Source organism: Photobacterium sp. WH24, from assembly GCF_019204055.1.
Taxonomy (GTDB): domain Bacteria; phylum Pseudomonadota; class Gammaproteobacteria; order Enterobacterales; family Vibrionaceae; genus Photobacterium; species Photobacterium arenosum.
This window is the reverse complement of record NZ_JAGSOZ010000002.1, coordinates 302,339-318,847: the sequence shown is the minus strand read 5'-3', so window position 1 is coordinate 318,847 and position 16,509 is coordinate 302,339. Positions and strand designations below refer to the sequence as shown.

Below are 16,509 nucleotides of genomic sequence, written 5' to 3'. Positions count from 1 at the left end.
GAGCAAACCAGTCAGCAATGGCTGGTTTTTGCTACTTGGTATTTACTCCACCGCTTGTAGAGGAAGTCGTCTACTTACTTGCGAGGGGCTGGGCTAGTACCATCAGAAATAGGCTTAGATTACTGGGTGGTGCGTAAACGCATCACTTGTAACGATAAAATGCTTATTGAGGAGCTCAGTCAGGTGAATTTTATATTCTTCATTACGGTGATTTCCAAGTAGCTGAGCAATCTCCTGACCGACAGGAGAAAAGCGGTAATATAGCAAGCTTAAGCCATTTTGGGCAGGCTGGATTTGATACTCATTCCCCTGATAATGAAAAGGCAGGGGCGTACCATTCTGGAGTTTTCCCGACTCTAATTCAGTGTTTAATATCAACCCCAAACCCATTAGCTCCAGCAAATGTGAATACGGTAACTGGTAGTGTCCCAGATTGAGCCTGTCGATGGATGGCTGCTTAAGAAGGAAACCTGTACGATACTTCAGACCTGTTAGCAGCTTTTTGCTGCTATCTTGGCCGAAATGGCAGGCTAACAAGCAGGCTCGCCGAAATAATTGAGCGTCACGCTGCGTCATCTGCTGGAAGGTTATCATCGCTTTTAGTGAAATAGAGCCAGGGGTAATAATTTCTTGACGAAGGATACGGCTCCATAGCTTCTGCATTGAGGGGCTGTAAATATCCTGGGCGATGGTAATGAAATGATGGATCCAGTCAGGATCAGGCTCTCCTGCTGTTTCATCTGAGCAGTTGTCATAACAAAGCCTGAAGATACGCTCTAAATTCTGTTGCTGCCGCTGTCGTATGTTTTGTTGGCGATTTTCACTGCGTTCTTGTAGCGTTTTATCGTGATCTTCGTCGATCTGAGCATTCACGTCATTATGACGAGCTATGGATTGAACCCGAAAGCGGCTACTTTTTATGGCATTCTTTGAATGACTTTTCTTATCTGTTACCGGTACTACATGGCTTGGCTTATTACTGGCCTGACTTTCGGTTTGCATACAAGTTTCACTCTCAACAGTTATACCTATAGTTTTTACATTTGATCGTAATCTTTGGCAAGAGGCGTGACTTTTGTGTTAATAGATGGTTAAATTTATGGGTCGCCCGGTGTGATGAAGCTGTGCTATCAAGGAGGGGCTGATGACGAAAAAATTCAGTAAGCGATTAACAGAGGTGTTATTACTGCTTGGGTATGTCGTGATTTTGGCTTACCTTGCTGCACATGTGTAAGATAAGCCAAATGTCAGTAAGGTTATTTATCCGGCATCGTCGTATTCTTCAATCTGTGAGCCGTGGAGCAGGTAACCGGTTTCAGCCAGCTCGTGCTCCATGGTTTGTACATTTAACTTTCCTACAACATAGACAACATCCCAGAGTTGCTGAATGGGGGCGCCTTTAGGAAACTTCACATAGATGATTTGGTTCGGTGGTGGAGGTGGTACGTGGATGCAGGCACCAAAATAAGGTACGAGTAAAAATTCGGTAATGGTGTTTTCATCGCCTTCCAGAGGAATAACAAAACCGGGAATTTTCACCAGACTTCCGTCCAGTTCAGTTCGAACTGATCCTATCTGTTGCTGAATAGCCGTTTGATCACCTTGATGATTCGTAACAGGCATGCCTTGCTGATTAAACAGGTTTCTTTCTTTCTCGGGTATTAAATCTAACCAATCCAGCGTGAGTGGTTCCTGGGCTGCAACTGTCAGAGGGAACCAGCAGCATAAAGCAAACAACCAGTATTTCATGTGATCTCCTTAAATGCGAATGGTCATGCCATCGGCTAATGAAAAATGGTATGCACGAAGTGCCGGAATCAGGCTAGTGAGCATGCCTGCCGATAAAATAAGGGCCATCAGAATCCACTCGTAAATGCTCGGTGGACTGAAAGGTAAGAAGAGGCCGAAAGTTTCAAGCAACCAGTCATGGCAGAGCCAAAGGCCGCTATACAGTAACCCCATTCCGGTAACGATCCCTGTTAATGTCAGTACGCTTGCTTCCAGAAAGAGCAACCCTGCTATCCAGCCCGGTCTTGCTCCTGTTGCACGTAAAATAGCCATTTCGCGTCGTCTTTCATTCAGGCTGGTCAGCAAACTGGATAACATGCCAAGTAAACCAGCTATGACAACGAAAACAGACACAACCATCAGTGCCTGCTCCGCAACTGACATCATTCCCCACAGTTCGTGAAGGGCGACTCCTGGCATAATGGCGCTTAAGGGCTCATCTGGGAAATTATTGATGAAGCGCTGCAGTGCGAAAGTATGAATTTTCGAGTTAAGTCCCACCAGAACAGCAGTGATCTGTTTCGGTTCGAAATATTGTTGATCCAGTGCTCCGATTTGGGAGGCATTTGTCAGGCGGGTTCCGGTCCCCCATCCCACATGAATGGCTTCTATGGCACCTAGCGACACATGTACACTACGATCGACCGGGGTGCCGGTTGGCGCCAGTATACCGGTCACCACGAAGGGCAGGTTATCGTGGCGAGTAAAAGCTTTATCACTGATCCCATGCGCAATGATTATCTTGTCACCGAGTTGATACCCCAGTTTTCGCGCAACCTCAGATCCGATCACTGTCTCAAACAGGCCGTGAAACATTTCACCTTGACTAAAAGACAGTGGCTGCTTGCTGCCATAACGATAATGGCGGAAATAATCTTGATTGGTGCCGATAACACGAAAGCCTTGATGAGAGTCCCCCAGTGAAATGGGGATTGTCCATTTCACATTTTTCTGTTCGCTTAGTGTCTGGTAGGTTTTCCAGTCAATATTATTGGTGGCATTACCAATTCGAAAAATGGAATAGAGCAGCAGATTGACCTGCCCTGAGCGTGCGCCAACAATCAGGTCTGTGTCTGAAATGGTTTGTGCAAAACTGGCTTTGGTCTGAGTACGGACTTTTTCTACACCGAGCAGCAAGGTGGTGGAAATGGCGACGGTGAGAATAGTCAGTAACGCTGTGGCCCTGCGGTTAAGCAGGCTTTGCCATGCAAGGAGTATCATGGTTTTCAAGATCTGTCCCCCGGCTTATGCATATTCATATCGGTAAGATCCAGCACACGGTCAAAATCTGTCGTTAGTGTCGGATCATGACTGACAAAAAGCAGACTGGTATTGGCTTGCCGGCACTCTTCCATGAGCAATCGGATGAAGTGATTACGGTTTTCATGATCCAGTGCCGATGTCGGTTCATCCGCTATAAGCAGGGCTGGCTGGCCAATCAAAGCACGGGCGGCGGCAACACGCTGTTGTTGCCCGATACTGAGCTGTGTGACAGGGCGGTCCAGACACTCGGCAGGTAATTGCAGCGCTTGCAGCAAACGGCGCGCTTCCTGGGTCGGGTGCTGAGTCGCCTGCCTGCGGCGTGCTGAAAAATGACAGGGTAGTAATACATTGTCCAGAACGGATAAATAGGGAAGCAAATTAAACTGCTGGAATATATAGCCAATATGATCAGCGCGTTGACGATCCCTTTTCGAAGAAGACAGATTGCTGAAAGGCTGATCCAGCAAGTGAATGGAACCTTGTTGTGGCTTGTGTATCCCCGCCATGACACTGAGCAGAGTGGATTTCCCGCTGCCACTGGGCCCTTTAAGAAAGACTTTCTCCCCTTTTGCCAGAGAAAATGCCGGAATGTTAAGGGTGTCGGTGTCTTGATCTGGCCAGCGAAAACGTACTTTTTCCAAAGACATGACAGTCATGATTGTCTCCGATGCAAGGGAGCCTGCAGACTCCCTTGCTGTAAGCTAACTTAAAAACGAAATACAGGTTGAGCAGCATTCAGGGTTGCGGCTTTTTGGCCCTTATCGCTGATTGCTTGAACCTGGATGTTTTCAGTGGCGGGAAAATGTGAGAACCAGTTCAGTGTCAGCTGCCCTAGCTCTTGAATCTTCTCGCAACGATAAACTGCCTGGACACTGAATTCGGCGTGGCCATGATGGTCCTCATGCTCATGCTCATGCTCATGCTCGTCATGACCTTCATGTTCATCATCAGAATGTGACGGTAATGTGTGAGTGATATGACTGTCTTGCAGTGAGCATCTGGCCTCCGCCGGCAGAGCAAACAGCGAGGCGGGTTGCTTGAGTTGCTGCAGCGCGGTGCTCAGGGCTTGTTGCTCAGCCTCTGTATGGGGTGCATGTTCAAAACCAAGAACATCAGATGCCGGTGCTGTGATTTCCAATAAGAGATCGTTCCCATCCTGAGCAATGTTCAGTTCAACCTGACCGTGCACATGTGCATCATGCTGGGTGTTGGCCCAAGAGGGCAAAGAACAGACAGCTGTAGACGCCAGCAGCCAGGAAGCAGCACGTAACTTGTGAGTATGCATGTAAAACTCCAATAATAAGAATAATGTTGAGGGCTAAATTGCCGGATTATTGGACGTTGACGGGGGGATCTCTGGCTGTCGGAAACGGGCTCAGCCAGTCGGCATGCCAGAGGCTGATAATGCTGTGCTGTATGGGGATCGCAGAATCTGGCAGTAAGCTAGGGGTTGCCGTCGGTAATCCTGCAGGAAATGCGTGGCAGTATGGGCATGGATGTTCTGAGTGTACCGCTGGATTCAGTGCGTTGAAATCGTGCAGGATCTGGATGGGGCTGGCCAGAATGAACAAGCCGAAGACCAATGCCAAAATGCCTTTATGCCATGCCTTATCGACCCGGATATGCACTTCCCTGTTCCTGCCATACGTAAAAGAGGGTGTAATGATATATTATTACACCCTTGCTCGGAAGGCAGATTACAGCAAAGACTGAATTTTTGACATTGCCTGATCAATGTCACTGCGGCTTAACTCGCCTTCTTTCACAAACACCACTTTGCCTGCTGGATCCAGCACGATAATGGCAGAGCTTTCTTCTTTCAGCTCCCAGCGGGAACGAACCTGACCGTTAGCATCAAGGACAATAGATGACCAGGCAAATTCCTTTTTACTGTCTTCTGCTGAAGACTTAACGAAACTGCCGGTCCCCCAAATTGCATCATCCTGATTGATGATGGTAGTGGTCTGGTACTTATCATTGGGCAGGTTGGCGGACTTGATGGTTTCAATAAAAGGGGCATTGAGCGCTTTGGCTGAGCTTCGTCCGGCAATGGCTTGAATCACCCTGACTTTACCGCTCAGCTGGCTGGTTTGCCAAGGCTGATAGACAATGTCGTTGCCTTGCAGAATCAGCTCACCTTTATCAGCAACGCTGGTGCTGGGTAAAGGCTGACCGACTGTCAGATTATGGGCATGAGCCGGTAACGTGAGTGCGGGTAACAATGCGCAAAGTGATAGCAGTGACTTCATGGTCATGAATGTTATTCCTTGTTTATGGTTGTGCTGCCTTATAGTAGTTGAGTTTTCAATAACTGGTAGAACCAGTTTGTTATCCTTGAAGCGTATCACTGTTTTCATCTGTCAGTTGCCAGAAATGTGAGGAGTGAAATACCGCCCTGGCAAAGAAATTGGGCAGATTGAAGCGTCATGTCCTAAAGTTGGGCGAGTCAGTCGCGTCGCATTAAGAACAATAAAATACAACTGGCAGGCGTTTTGCGTATTTTTGACACAAACGAGGCAACTTTTTTGTCTATTAAGGGTCACAAGTTCTGTGTGTTGAGGGATATTATGCTGAAAATATTTAAACAATATCGTCCAAACCAGATTGCACGTTATGTGAAAAGCTACTTTCGGGGCCGGTTGTTCATCGTAGGTATCGGGGCTTTCGAGTTTGACTGCGGACGGTTACTCCCCCCTGCCAGTCGCAATAAAAAAGCATTGAACGTGTTGTCGGAAGTGAACAAAGAAATTCAGGTACTGGCAGCCGCCAGTTATAGCAGCTAGCGCCAGGGCTGACCTGACGCTGGCTGAGAAATTTACTGAGGAGGCATGCAAACACCTGTTCCGCCCAGGCCGCAGTAGCCCTGCGGATTCTTCTCCAGATACTGCTGGTGGTAATCTTCTGCGTAGTAAAATGCAGCGGCAGGTAAGATTTCAGTGGTGATAGTGGCAACTCGCTGATCTGCCTGCAGGGCCGACTGGTATTTTTCCTTGCTGCTTTCTGCCTGAGCCTGTTGCTCCTGGCTGGTGGTATAAATAACAGAGCGATACTGGGTACCAATGTCGTTACCCTGACGCATGCCCTGTGTTGGGTCATGGCTTTCCCAAAACTGAGCAAGCAGCTTGTCCAGTGTGGTTTGTGTCGGGTCGAAAATTACGCGGACCACTTCAGTATGTCCCGTTTGTCCGGTACAGACTTCCTGGTAGGTCGGATTGGGGGTAAAGCCGCCACTGTAGCCTACTGCTGTGTTGATGACACCAGGCTGTTTCCAGAACAGGCGTTCCGCGCCCCAGAAACATCCCATCCCCAGCACGATTTCTTCCATACCATCAGGTACAGCAGCATCTATTCGGGTGCCAAAGATGGCGTGAATTTCAGAGGGGATCACTGGCGTTGAACGGCCTGGCAGGGCTGCTTCCGGAGAGATTATCTGCTGTTTATCCATCACACTGTTTTCCTAATTGCACTGTTAATAAGCCTGAAAGTAGAGGATTCACGACTGACAATCAATAGGAGAGTGACTCTGCTCATGTGCAGACCGGCTTTGACATGGTGATTTTCTTTCGTGCGTAAAGGTTGGCACTTCGCTCAGCTCTTGTCACAATAAAGTATGCGCGTAATCTAATAACATTCTAATAAGTGAAGACAAATAAGAATGATAATCTTGTTTCGGCGCTGCTTGTTAGCAGTCGTCGCTTTAGTGGTAACAATGCCAGCTTTGGCAGAGACAGAACTTACTATTGTCGGGCTGAAAGGCAGTCTGAAGAAAAATGTGGATATTTATATTGCTGCCATTGCTAAGGAAGATTACAGCACGTCTTTAAGGTTCAAAGGCCAGGTTGAAAAAGAAATCCGTACCGCACTGAAAGCACTGGGGCGCTATCAGCCTGATATCGTTTTTAGTGTTGAAGAAGACGGCGAGGACAGCACCCTGACTGTCACGGTTGATGCCGGCCCGAGTACCAAAATTGCCAGAAGTGATATTCAGATCAAGGGTGAAGCCGCTGATGATCTGGATTTCTTTGTTCTCAAACGCGACAGCGATTTAGAACTGGGCAGAACCCTTAACCACGGCAAGTACGATTCGTTCAAATCCAGCCTGGAAAGCCTGGCGCTGCGCAAAGGCTATTTTGATGCCGAGCTGAAAATCAGCCGGCTGGAAGTGGCACCCGGCCGTAATCAGGCTTTTATTCATATCGAATTTGATTCCGGCAAACGTTATAAGTACGGCGATATCTTCATCACCGGCAGCCAGATCAATGAAGCGAAAGTTCGTTCGTTAGCGCCGTTTGATGAAGGTGACTATTATCTGGTCTCACAAGTGGGGGAGTTTAATCAGCGCCTGTCGACCGTGGGCTGGTTCTCTTCCATTTTCGTCGGCGGGGATGTGAGCGATCTGGAAGGGGATGTGGTGCCTATTCAGGTTAACCTCAGGCCGGAAGTGAGAAATAAAATCGAAACTGGTATCGGCTATTCGACCGATGTCGGTGCGCGTTTGAAATTCAACTGGCGTAAACCCTGGATAAACAGTGAAGGTCATAGTCTGGATGTCCGCACCGAGATCTCTAAAGTGCAGCCGAAAGTTGAAGCGACCTATAAAATTCCGCTCGAAAATGTGCTGGATGATTACTACCAGTTAATCGGGGCGATTCGCTACGTGGACAACCACGACACTATCAGTACCGAGTACCATCTTGGCGTTGAACGTCACTGGAACTTTGATCAGGTCTGGAACGGGGTGGCCTCTGTGCGTTTGCTATATGAGGACTACAATCAGGGCGCGTTTGAGACAGGCTCCGCCTTTATGGTTATTCCCGGCGTCAGCATTGACCGCACCCGGTTGCGCGGTGGCAGCTGGCCGACCTGGGGAGACAAGCAACTGCTGAAACTGGAGTATTCCGACCCCGCCCTGGGTTCTGATACCCGCCTGGCAAAGCTGCGCGGACGCAGTGCCTGGATTCGCACCTTTGCTGACGATCACCGGGGGCTGGCCCGTCTGGACGCCGGGGCTATCTGGGCGGAAAGGATAGAAGACATTCCGCCGTCCATGCGTTTTTTCATTGGTGGGGATAACAGCTTGCGTGGCTACAGCTACGAGTCCATTTCTCCCCGTGACAGCGAAGGTCAGCAAATTGGTGGTGAGTTTATGCTGGCGTCTACGCTGGAATATCAGTACCGGCTGACTGGCAACTGGTGGGGAGCTCTGTTCTACGATTACGGCTCGTCCTGGACAGATAACCCGGACTGGCAGGCAGGGGCCGGTGTGGGCATACGCTGGGCGTCGCCGGTTGGCCCGATACGGCTCGACTTCGCCTGGGGGCTGGATAAACCTGACGATCGTTTCCAAATACACTTCGTGCTGGGGCCTGAATTATGATCTGGCTGAAAAGATTGACCATTGGCCTGCTGACGTTCGTATTACTGTTAACACTGGCGCTTTGGGCCCTGTTATATACTCATGTTGGCGTCAGAATTGCTTTGTGGGGAGCCCAGAAGGCCGTACCTGCACTCACAGTGCAAGACAGCACCGGCGCCCTGCTGAAAGGATTTACACTCAGTGGTGTTCGCTACAAGGATGATTTGCTGGCGCTCAATAGCGACAGCCTCACCCTGGCTATCAATGATGATTGTCTGCCGATTCCGGCACTTTGCGTGCGAGAGCTGAGCCTGAGTGGCTTGACATTCTCTATGCCCGATTTACCGCCAGGCTCGCCGGAGGAAGAAGAACCGGGTGAGCCACTGACAGAAATCGCGTTGTCTGTCCCGGTCCGGTTGGATCGTTTGACGCTGAATGACATCGATCTGAATATTCTGGGTAATAAAGTGCGCTGGCAGCGTTTCAGCTCAGCTGCCCAGATGCAGGGCAGCCACTTGACCCTGAAACCCACAGACTGGGAAGGCATAGTGCTGAACCTGGCACCACCGGCTGAGAAAGAGATTCAGGAGCAGACTGAAGAACAGGCAGAAGATGTCGCAGAAGCCTATACCCAGGAAAAGCGTGAGCGCATAGTGCTGCCTGAGGTGGTGTTGCCGCTGAAAGTCACAGTGGAGCGCTTTACCGTGAAAGACTTTTTGCTGGAAAGTGCAACGCCGCAGAAAGTGAATGAACTGGAGTTGATCGCAGAAGCAGAAAAAAGCACGGTAACACTGACCCGCTTGTTTGTTGATGTACCGCAAGCCACACTTGATGCCGAAGGGAAAGCTGAATTAAGTGGTGAGTACCCGCTGACATTGAAAGCCAAATCTGACATTGCGCTGGAGCCGGTGCAGGGACACCATATCAATCTGTCGGCGTCAGGGTCATTGCAGCATTTGGTGCTGGATATTGCACTCAGTGGAAAACTGGATGCCAAGGTGACGGGAAAACTGTCTCCGCTGGATGCCGACCTTCCTTTTGACTTCAAGGTGGTAAGTAGTCACTTACAGTGGCCGCTTGATGACAAGCCTGATTTCGTTGTCAAAGAGACGGCCATCAATGCAAATGGGGACTTAGACAGCTTTAGGTTTGACGCCGCAACCAAGGCGGACGGCGAGCCTATGCCGGCCGTCGATGTCAGCCTGAAGGGAACAGGCTCTCTGGCTGATGTTGTACTGGAAAGTCTGACCGTCAATAGCCTGGGTGGTCAGGTTACGGGCAACGCTCAGGCGAGCTGGGCCAAAACCGTGAGCTGGCAGGGCAACCTTTCCTTTAGCGATATTCAACCTGGACTGGAATGGCCCGAAGTGGAAGGTAAGCTGAGTGGTAAGCTCAGTACCTCAGGCGGATTAACGGCGGCAGGTGGCTGGTTTGTCAAATTGCCCGAACTGAATGTGGATGGTGAAGTAATAGGTCAGCCTTTCACTCTGGCAGGCCAGCTTGATGCCCAGGATGTGAGCGGCAAAGGGGATCTGGAGCTGGTGACGCAAGGTCTGGTGCTGAAGCACGGGCCGAATGGGCTGAATGCGACAGGGAGCCTGAAGCAAACCTGGGATCTGTCTGCATTGGTCAATGCACCCGACCTTGCGCAGTCTGTGCCCGGTTTACGCGGCAGGGTCAATGGCGATGTGCGATTAAGCGGCACGCTGGCCGAGCCAACAATCGATCTGAACTTAGTGGGACAGGCACTGGGCTGGCAGGATCTGGCACAGCTAAAAAGCCTGAACCTGACCGGCCGGGTGACGCCACTTCCTGCCCTGACGGCAGATATTACGCTGAGTGCCAGAGAAGGCAGTTACCAGGATGCGGCCAAGCTGGAAGCCTTGGATATCACTTTTCAGGGAACCGAAGCCCAGCACACACTGCGGGTGGACCTGAGTGGTGAACCTGTCAGTACCGCTCTGGCGCTGCAAGGCAGCCTGGACAGACAGCAAGGTTGGCAGGGGATGCTGCAACGCGGCAACCTCGAAACCCCTGTTGGCCCGTGGCGGCTGAATCAACCCACGGCGCTGGCATACAACTTGAGAAAGCAGAGTGTCTCTGTCGCACCGCATTGCTGGCAGCAACAAGACGCCTCTGTGTGTCTGACTCAGCCGTTGGATGCTGGCGCGAGTGGCCAGGCGAGCCTGGCCATCAATAAACTCGGTTTTTCCATCCTGCAGCCATTCCTGCCACCTGAGATAAAACTGGACGGTGAAGCCAATGCGACAGTTAACGCCGGCTGGTCACCGCAACAAGCGCCTGTTTTGCAGGCTCAGGTAACCCTGCCTGCTGGCGGATTCAGACAACAGGCGGCGGCAGATCAGCCACCGCTGGCGCTTGGCTGGGATAAAATCACCCTCAATGCGGATATGCGCAATGACGTGCTCACGGCAGACTGGCTGGTGGCCGTTAAAGATAACGGAGATTTGTCAGGCAATGCCCGCATTACCCAGTTATCAGGTGAACAGCAGATAGATGCCAAAGTAAAACTGGATACGTTCCGGCTGGATTTTCTGCAACCACTGGTCGCTGATTACGACATTTTTAAAGGTCGGGTGGACACAGATTTGCATTTAACCGGGCCGATTATGCAGCCCCAGGTTAACGGCGTATTCAAAGTTACCGAGCTGAAAGCGATTGGCAGAAAAGTCCCGCTGGATCTTGAACGAGGCGAGATCGTCGCCACGTTCAGTGGCTATAGCGCCATACTGCGCGGTAAGCTGGATACCCCGGATGGGCGCTTGGTGCTGCAAGGTGATGCGAACTGGGCCGATATGGCTAACTGGAGTACCAATCTGAAGGTGAACGGGCGTGAGCTTGAAGTGAACGTACCGCCTATGATTGCCATGAAGGTGTCGCCTAATCTGAAGATCAGTGCAGCACCCCAGGTGGCTGAAATCAGCGGCACAGTCTCAATTCCATGGGGCAGGATCACAGTAGACCGTCTGCCGGAATCTGCGGTACAGGTTTCCGATGATGAAATCCTGCTGACCGATGATCTCAAGCCGGTGGATACTGGCAACAAGGTGCCTTTTGCCATCAAAACCAATGTGATGGTGAAGATTGGCCCGGATGTGCGTTTATCGGCCTTCGGTTTGGATGCCGGGCTGTCAGGGAATCTGAAAGTCAACCAGCAGGACAAAGCCCCGTTAGTCTATGGTGAAATTAGAGTCGACGACGGGACGTACCGGGCCTTTGGTCAGGAGCTGGTGATTCGTAAAGGCCAGATAACCTTCAATGGGCCAGCGGATCAGCCTTACCTGTCGGTGGAAGCAATTCGGAATCCGAACAACATTGAAGACGATGTGACAGCCGGTATCCGGGTTACTGGCCCGGCCGATGAGCCCAAGGTGGATATTTTCTCTGATCCGGCTATGCCGCAACAGAATGCGCTGTCATACGTATTACGCGGTCGGGATCTCGACAGCGAATCGCCGGAAGGGGGCGGTGCGATGACCACGGCGCTGATCAGCATGGGGCTGTCACGCAGCAGCCAGCTGGTCGGCAATGTCGGCGAGGCATTCGGTATTCAGGATTTGGCGCTAGATACGGCGGGTGCCGGCGATGACTCTCAGGTCACTATTAGCGGTTATGTCTATCCTGGACTACAGGTTAAATACGGCGTGGGTATCTTTAGCCCTATCGGTGAGTTTACCGTCAGGTACAAGCTGTTGCAGGATTTGTATATCGAAGCGGTATCGGGGCTCGACAGTGCCGTCGATTTACTGTATCAGTTTGAGTTTAACTAATAAGGATGTTGCTAGCTGTGCACACACGGGTTTTTGTTTACGGCAGTTTGCGTCGCGGCCAGTCTAATCATGGGTTGCTGTGTCGGGCCCATTATCTGGGAGAGTGCCAGCTTGCAGGTTATGCCATGTATGATCTCGGCCCTTACCCTGCCGCGATACAACAGCCAGGGGCTGAGGGGATGCTGTTTGGCGAAGTGTATGACGTGGATGCCGACACTTTCCGCGAACTCGATATTCTGGAAGGGCTGGGAGAAGAATACTGCCGCGAGCAAGTGGAGACACCGTTCGGACTGGCCTGGATCTACCTCTACCTGCAGCCGCTTGACCGTGCTTTGCTGATCCCGCGGGGAGACTGGTCGAGCTGGCCTTCACTGTGATGGCTTCGCCCACAAAAAAACGCTCCCTCGGGAGCGTTTTTCACTGGATAACAATCACGCCGGATTATTTTTCCTGAGCGCGCTTGTAAGATTCCAGGATTTCAGCTTTAGCGGCTTCAACGTCAGCCCAGCCGTCTACCTTCACCCACTTGCCAGATTCCAGCTCTTTGTAGCGTTCGAAGAAATGAGTGATTTGCGCTTTCAGCAGCTCTGGCAGATCGTTCACATCTTTAATGTGATCGTATTCTTTGGTCAGCTTGCTGTGCGGTACAGCAACCACTTTCGCATCTTCACCTGACTCATCAGTCATCTTCAGAACGCCAACCGGACGACAGCGGATCACGGCACCAGGGTGCAGCGGATACGGCGTCGGAACCAGAACGTCAACCGGGTCACCGTCCAGAGACAGGGTGTGGTTAACATAACCATAGTTGCATGGGTAGAACATAGGCGCAGACATGAAACGGTCTACGAATACCGCGCCAGAGTCTTTATCGACTTCGTATTTGATTGGATCAGCGTTTGCCGGGATTTCGATGACAACGTAGATGTCTTCTGGCAGTTCTTTACCTGCAGGGACGTTGTTCAGGCTCATGATGAATTCCTTAATAGTTTCAGATGATTTTGTCGCCGGGAATTATAACCAGTCGCTGTGAAAAAAACAGCTTCTAACACCAAGAGGGAGAGATGCGGGGTCAGACAGGAAAAATGCCCGGTGCTGAGACCGGGCATAGCAACGGGATTACTCGGCGTCCGGGAAGGCTTCCAGGAAGCTTTCCACTTTGCGAACCATCTTGGTTGAGCCGACAAAGAAAGGCACGCGCTGGTGCAGTTCAGTCGGTTTGATTTCCATGATGCGATTTTTACCGTCAGAGGCAATACCGCCCGCCTGCTCGATCAAAAATGCCATCGGGTTGCACTCGTATAACAGGCGCAGCTTACCGTTAGGGTGGGTCGCTGTGCTTGGATACAAATAAATGCCGCCTTTCAGCAAGTTGCGGTGGAAGTCGGCGACCAGTGAACCAATATAGCGCGAGGTGTAAGGGCGGTTATCTTCCGGCTCGTTTTCCTGGCAAAACTTGATGTATTTTTTCACGCCTTGCGGGAAGCGGAAATAGTTACCTTCATTGATGGAGTAGATTTGGCCATCATCCGGGATCGTCATATTTTCGTGCGACAGGCAAAATACCCCCAGTGACGGATCATAGGTGAAACCATGAACGCCATTGCCTGTGGTGTACACCAGCATGGTGGATGAACCATAAATGATGTAACCCGCCGCCACTTGTTTGTCACCAGGCTGCAGGAAGTCTTCAATCTCAGCCGGGCCGCCAACCGGAGTAACGCGGCGGTAAATGGAGAAAATCGTCCCGACGGAAACGTTTACGTCAATATTCGAAGAACCATCCAGTGGGTCCATCAATACCACGTACTTTGCTTCGCGGTTCAGTTCTTTATTGAATACTACGAGTTCATCTTCTTCTTCACTGGCCACACCGCAGACCTGACCGCGGGCTTCCAGTGCAGCTTTGAATTTCTCGTTGGCATACACATCAAGTTTCTTTTGGGCTTCACCTTGGACATTCTCGCTGCCAACGTCACCAATGATATCAACCAAGCCTGCTTTGTTGATTTCACGGTTTACGATTTTGGCCGCCAGTTTAATGGAACCCAATAGAGAAGACAGTTCACCGCTGGCATGGGGGAAGTCATGCTGATTCTCGACAATGAACTCGCCAAGGGTTCTAATATCGGACATATACAATCCTTGCATCGTGTTGTCATGGGGGGATAAATATTCGGTACAATGCCTCTTTTCGGGCAATTGAACTGTACCCTTGGCCATTGGCCAGTTATTGTTTGATGCAATTGTATCTAAAGATCTTTTTTATGGTAACGAAGTAACACTGAAGCGTGGTCGTGACCAATATTTATTTTGTGAGCTGACAGTTATGCATATCCATATTCTCGGAATCTGCGGCACTTTTATGGGCGGAGCCGCCATGCTGGCACAGCAGCTTGGCCATAGAGTGACCGGCAGTGATGCCAATGTATATCCGCCGATGAGCACAATGCTGGAGTCACAAGGCATTGAAATTATTCAGGGATATGATCCTTCGCAGCTAGAGCCAGCACCGGATTTGGTGGTGATTGGCAATGCCATGAGCCGGGGCAACCCATGCGTTGAGTATGTGCTGAATAAAAACCTGCGTTATACCTCAGGCCCGCAATGGTTACAGGAATTTTTGTTACATGACCGCTGGGTACTGGCGGTGGCGGGTACCCATGGTAAGACCACGACAGCCAGCATGCTGACCTGGATCCTGGAAGACTGTGGTTACCAGCCCGGTTTTCTGGTGGGTGGTGTGCTGGGAAACTTCGGTGTTTCCGCACGTTTAGGCGAGAGTTGTTTCTTTGTTGTTGAGGCGGACGAATACGACAGTGCTTTTTTCGATAAGCGTTCTAAGTTTGTTCATTATCGACCACGTACCTTGTTAATGAACAATCTGGAGTTCGATCACGCAGATATTTTTTCGGATCTGGCCGCCATTCAGCGCCAGTTTCATCATTTAGTCCGTACTGTGCCGGGGGAAGGTAAGATTCTGGCTCCACACGGCGTGCCTGCCATTGATGAAACGCTGGCGATGGGCTGCTGGAGCGAGCTGGAATACAGCGGTGAAAACGGTGACTGGCAAGCGAAAAAGCACAAGCCGGACGGCAGTGAATTTGATGTGATTTTTGCCGGTAAAACCGTGGGCACTGTGCGCTGGGATCTGATAGGGGATCACAACGTCAGCAACGCCCTGATGGCGATCGCCGCCGCGCGGCATGTCGGCGTGATCCCTGAGCTGGCTTGCGAGGCGCTGGCGCGTTTTGTCAATACCAAGCGCCGGCTGGAGCTGAAAGGTGAGCAGAATGGCATTAAAGTGTATGACGATTTCGCCCATCACCCGACAGCCGTGGAACTGACTCTGGGCGGATTACGTGCCAAGGTGGGGGATTCGCGCATTCTGGCGGTATTGGAGCCGCGCTCAAACACCATGAAACTGGGTGTGCATAAAACCGATTTGGCCCCAGCACTGTCAGCAGCGGATGCAGTTTTCCTGTTTCAGCCGGACACGATTCCCTGGTCGGTACAGGACATCGCTGATCTTTGCCCGCAGCCGTCGGTGTGCGACGCCGACATTGATGCTTTAGTCGGACACATAGTGGCTGCCGCCCGTCCCGGCGATACTATCCTGGTGATGAGCAATGGTGGCTTCGGCGGTATTCATAACAAGCTGCTTGCCGCGCTGGCACGGGGAGACCAATATGCAGGATAAGCGCATTACACTGGCCTGGACAGGGGCATCCGGTGCACCTTACGGGCTGCGTTTGCTGGAGTGCCTGCTCGCGGCCGATTACCAGGTTTACCTGCTGATATCCTCAGCGGCCAGAGTGGTTCTGGCTACCGAGCATGGCCTGAAACTGCCTGCAGGCCCCGAAGCGGCACAGGCGGTACTGACAGAGCACCTGAATTACCAGGGCGATAAATTGACGGTCTGCGGAAAAGAAGACTGGTTTTCTCCGGTGGCGTCCGGCTCTGCCGCGCCGAAAAAAATGGTGGTCTGCCCGTGTTCTGCGGGTACTCTGGCCTCGGTAGCTCACGGCCTGTCGGATAATCTGCTGGAACGCGCCGCGGATGTGGTGCTGAAAGAGCGCGGTCAGCTGCTGATGGTGGTCAGGGAAACCCCGTTTTCTTCCCTGCATCTGGAAAATATGCTTAAGCTCTCCAACCTGGGAGCAACCATCATGCCGGCCGCCCCCGGCTTTTATCATCAGCCGAAGTCTATCGACGATCTGGTCGATTTCATGGTGGCGCGCATATTGGATCATCTTGGCGTCGGGCAAGGACTGGTTCCGCGCTGGGGCTATGATCATCGCCCGTCCTGAA

The 16,509-nt window shown here is 51.2% G+C and carries 16 protein-coding genes; 6 read left to right on the top strand and 10 right to left on the bottom strand.

Annotation, left to right across the window (positions count from 1 at the left end):
- Positions 1-114 precede the first annotated feature (114 nt).
- The 7 genes from KCG43_RS04700 to KCG43_RS04670 all read right to left on the bottom strand — a co-directional run bounded on the left by KCG43_RS04700 (position 115) and on the right by KCG43_RS04670 (position 5,306).
- The gene (locus tag KCG43_RS04700; RefSeq protein ID WP_218383594.1) at positions 115-1,002 is read right to left on the bottom strand and encodes a TIGR03899 family protein; all 888 of its coding nucleotides are present in this window, start codon (positions 1,000-1,002) and stop codon (positions 115-117) included.
- Between the two features lie 258 nt (positions 1,003-1,260).
- Entirely contained in the window at positions 1,261-1,749 is a 489-nt protein-coding gene (locus KCG43_RS04695) for a DUF3299 domain-containing protein (protein WP_192015390.1), read from the bottom strand.
- 9 nt (positions 1,750-1,758) lie between these two features.
- Positions 1,759-3,018 (bottom strand): ABC transporter permease, encoded by a 1,260-nt coding sequence (locus KCG43_RS04690; RefSeq protein WP_218383592.1) that lies wholly within the window; start codon positions 3,016-3,018, stop codon positions 1,759-1,761.
- Entirely contained in the window at positions 3,015-3,707 is a 693-nt protein-coding gene (locus KCG43_RS04685; protein ID WP_218383591.1) for an ABC transporter ATP-binding protein, read from the bottom strand. The genes KCG43_RS04690 and KCG43_RS04685 overlap by 4 nt, the downstream gene beginning before the upstream one ends.
- 50 nt (positions 3,708-3,757) lie before the next feature.
- The gene (locus KCG43_RS04680) at positions 3,758-4,336 is read right to left on the bottom strand and encodes a DUF2796 domain-containing protein (protein ID WP_218383590.1); all 579 of its coding nucleotides are present in this window, start codon (positions 4,334-4,336) and stop codon (positions 3,758-3,760) included.
- 46 nt (positions 4,337-4,382) lie between these two features.
- Positions 4,383-4,679 (bottom strand): hypothetical protein, encoded by a 297-nt coding sequence (locus KCG43_RS04675; RefSeq protein WP_192015394.1) that lies wholly within the window; start codon positions 4,677-4,679, stop codon positions 4,383-4,385.
- Between the two features lie 69 nt (positions 4,680-4,748).
- Complete coding sequence (locus tag KCG43_RS04670; protein ID WP_192015395.1) at positions 4,749-5,306, bottom strand: YtfJ family protein; 558 nt, start codon at positions 5,304-5,306, stop codon at positions 4,749-4,751.
- 312 nt (positions 5,307-5,618) lie between these two features.
- On the opposite strand from KCG43_RS04670, the gene KCG43_RS04665 reads away from it, so the two are divergent.
- Positions 5,619-5,834 (top strand): DUF1107 domain-containing protein, encoded by a 216-nt coding sequence (locus KCG43_RS04665; RefSeq protein ID WP_192015396.1) that lies wholly within the window; start codon positions 5,619-5,621, stop codon positions 5,832-5,834.
- A gap of 32 nt (positions 5,835-5,866) precedes the next feature.
- Here KCG43_RS04665 and msrA read toward each other — a convergent pair whose 3' ends face one another.
- The gene (msrA, locus tag KCG43_RS04660; RefSeq protein WP_218383589.1) at positions 5,867-6,499 is read right to left on the bottom strand and encodes a peptide-methionine (S)-S-oxide reductase MsrA; all 633 of its coding nucleotides are present in this window, start codon (positions 6,497-6,499) and stop codon (positions 5,867-5,869) included.
- A 261-nt stretch (positions 6,500-6,760) separates the two neighbouring features.
- Between msrA and KCG43_RS04655 the strand changes: the two genes are divergently transcribed.
- From KCG43_RS04655 to KCG43_RS04645, 3 genes are read left to right on the top strand one after another with little or no spacing between them, the layout of a single operon-like run.
- The gene (locus KCG43_RS04655) at positions 6,761-8,428 is read left to right on the top strand and encodes an autotransporter assembly complex family protein (protein WP_225445128.1); all 1,668 of its coding nucleotides are present in this window, start codon (positions 6,761-6,763) and stop codon (positions 8,426-8,428) included.
- Positions 8,425-12,198, top strand: coding sequence for a translocation/assembly module TamB domain-containing protein (locus KCG43_RS04650; protein ID WP_218383588.1), 3,774 nt, complete (start codon positions 8,425-8,427; stop codon positions 12,196-12,198). The genes KCG43_RS04655 and KCG43_RS04650 overlap by 4 nt, the downstream gene beginning before the upstream one ends.
- Positions 12,199-12,215: 17 nt before the next feature.
- The gene (locus KCG43_RS04645; protein ID WP_303459165.1) at positions 12,216-12,575 is read left to right on the top strand and encodes a gamma-glutamylcyclotransferase; all 360 of its coding nucleotides are present in this window, start codon (positions 12,216-12,218) and stop codon (positions 12,573-12,575) included.
- Positions 12,576-12,639: 64 nt separating this feature from the next.
- Here KCG43_RS04645 and ppa read toward each other — a convergent pair whose 3' ends face one another.
- Both ppa and fbp read right to left on the bottom strand, forming a co-directional pair.
- Positions 12,640-13,170, bottom strand: coding sequence for an inorganic diphosphatase (gene ppa, locus KCG43_RS04640; RefSeq protein WP_027251823.1), 531 nt, complete (start codon positions 13,168-13,170; stop codon positions 12,640-12,642).
- Between the two features lie 147 nt (positions 13,171-13,317).
- On the bottom strand, positions 13,318-14,334 hold the full coding sequence (gene fbp, locus KCG43_RS04635) for a class 1 fructose-bisphosphatase (RefSeq protein ID WP_192015401.1): 1,017 nt from the start codon (positions 14,332-14,334) through the stop codon (positions 13,318-13,320).
- A 193-nt stretch (positions 14,335-14,527) separates the two neighbouring features.
- Between fbp and mpl the strand changes: the two genes are divergently transcribed.
- Positions 14,528-15,898 carry a UDP-N-acetylmuramate:L-alanyl-gamma-D-glutamyl-meso-diaminopimelate ligase gene (mpl, locus tag KCG43_RS04630; RefSeq protein WP_218383584.1) on the top strand — a complete coding sequence of 457 codons (1,371 nt, stop codon included), beginning with the start codon at positions 14,528-14,530 and terminating at the stop codon, positions 15,896-15,898.
- A complete protein-coding gene (locus KCG43_RS04625; RefSeq protein ID WP_192015403.1) occupies positions 15,888-16,508 on the top strand; it encodes a flavin prenyltransferase UbiX in 621 nt (206 codons plus the stop codon). Before mpl ends, KCG43_RS04625 begins: the two co-directional genes overlap by 11 nt.
- The last annotated feature ends 1 nt before the right edge of the window (position 16,509 follow it).